The sequence below is a fragment of the Corynebacterium sp. KPL2850 genome, assembly GCF_040225855.1.
Classification (GTDB): domain Bacteria; phylum Actinomycetota; class Actinomycetes; order Mycobacteriales; family Mycobacteriaceae; genus Corynebacterium.
The window spans coordinates 1-1,528 of record NZ_JBEHFV010000070.1 but is presented as its reverse complement, the minus strand read 5'-3'; the positions used below and the strand labels follow the sequence as shown (position 1 = coordinate 1,528).

The following is a 1,528-nucleotide window of genomic DNA, read 5'->3' as shown; positions in this document are numbered from 1 at the left end:
GAAGCCGCCGGATCAGCTACACTTACTATCGCATCTTGATTAAATCCCCGTGTCCACTTTCCGGGGTTCGGGCCCCGACCCCATCTGATGTGTATATCTTCAATGTCCAGCAGCTCTATCCGCCTAAAGAGGGGGGGGTAAGAACGTAGCAACCGGGGTCGAAGATGCACGCCGAAAGACTTGGAAATTCCAAGAGTCCTCCGGCGTGCTAGGCGAGCATCTTGCAGAGATTGATGATCTTGTGGTCATTATCGATGAAGTGCATCTGTTCGGTACCTCCGCCAAAATATATCAGTCAGCTTTTAAGGCGTTACTACCCGCAGCAACCTTTGGCCTAACCGCTTCAGCCTCCAAGAGCGATGACATCGTTTTCGAATATCCGCTTTACAAGGCTCTCGCCGATGGCTATGTGAAACAACCGGTTCTTGTTTACCGAAATGGCGGCTACGCTAGTGATGTCCAAGGAGAGCAGCGACAACTCCAAGATGCTCTCTCACTCCTCAGGCGCAAAGAAGAAGCCTACTCAGAATGGAGACTCGCTCATCCAGACGGTAAGCAGACTAAACCCTTGCTTTTTGTGGTTTGCCAAAACGTAGAGCATGCGACCACTATTACGGATCGATTGCGAGAACCAGACTTCTTTGACTCCGCAGAAGCCGTCCTACAAGTCGATAGCCAACATACAGATGCTGCAACCGAAGCGAAGCTGCGCTACCTTGACGCTGACTATTCACCGGTCCGATGCATTGTCAGTGTTAACAAGCTCCGCGAAGGATGGGATACAAAACGTATTGCGGTGATGTGCACCTTGCGTGCGATGGGCTCTGAAGTCCTCACTCAGCAGGTCATGGGACGCGGTCTCCGGCTACCTTTTGGTTCGATTACCGACGAAGCTGCCATCGATGAACTCGAGATTCTTAGCCACCAGTCTTTTGTAGACTTATTAAACAAAGAAGACGTCTTACGAGAGTTCGGTCTTGATGGAGCTATCGAAGGTGGAGTTGATACCTCTAAGCTCATCGCCGGTGATGATAACAACGGTCATGATTCCTCTCGCGGAAACACCACATTGCCTGGATCTGGCACTCTCACCGTCAGCTCCGTAACCTCAGAAACAGATCATGATGAGGTAGCGGAAGATACGACTGGCACCACGAGTTCAGAACCGGCGTCTAGCACGAGTTTAAGCGGTGGTATGGGGCGTCAACGTGGCGTTTCCGCACGCAGCGTAGGTGACGATGAGGCTATTGTCCCAAGCGATGAGAACCAGCCTCCGCTGACCAATGAATACGTCACCATCAACGAAAAGTTTAAGGATGTGTCGTATAGCTTCCCTACATCTTCGTTGAAGAAAACCGTCAAGCCTTTCATGCTCGATGATTATCCCTTGGAAGATGTGAAAGAATACGCTGCAAAAGTCAAAGACACTATGGCTGTCCTGGAACGCAGAAAAAGAGCGTGTCAAGTTGTTTGTGTGTGGGGCTAGGTTTATAGGTATTTGTCGAAGCGGGCGGGAAAGGCTACGGCC

General features: G+C 50.7%; 1 protein-coding gene. It reads left to right on the top strand.

The genetic code is table 11. The annotated features are described in order from the left end of the window. Positions 1-205: 205 nt before the first annotated feature. Positions 206-1,486 carry a DEAD/DEAH box helicase gene (locus tag ABRP93_RS11590; protein ID WP_349888019.1) on the top strand — a complete coding sequence of 427 codons (1,281 nt, stop codon included), beginning with the start codon at positions 206-208 and terminating at the stop codon, positions 1,484-1,486. Positions 1,487-1,528: the final 42 nt, after the last annotated feature.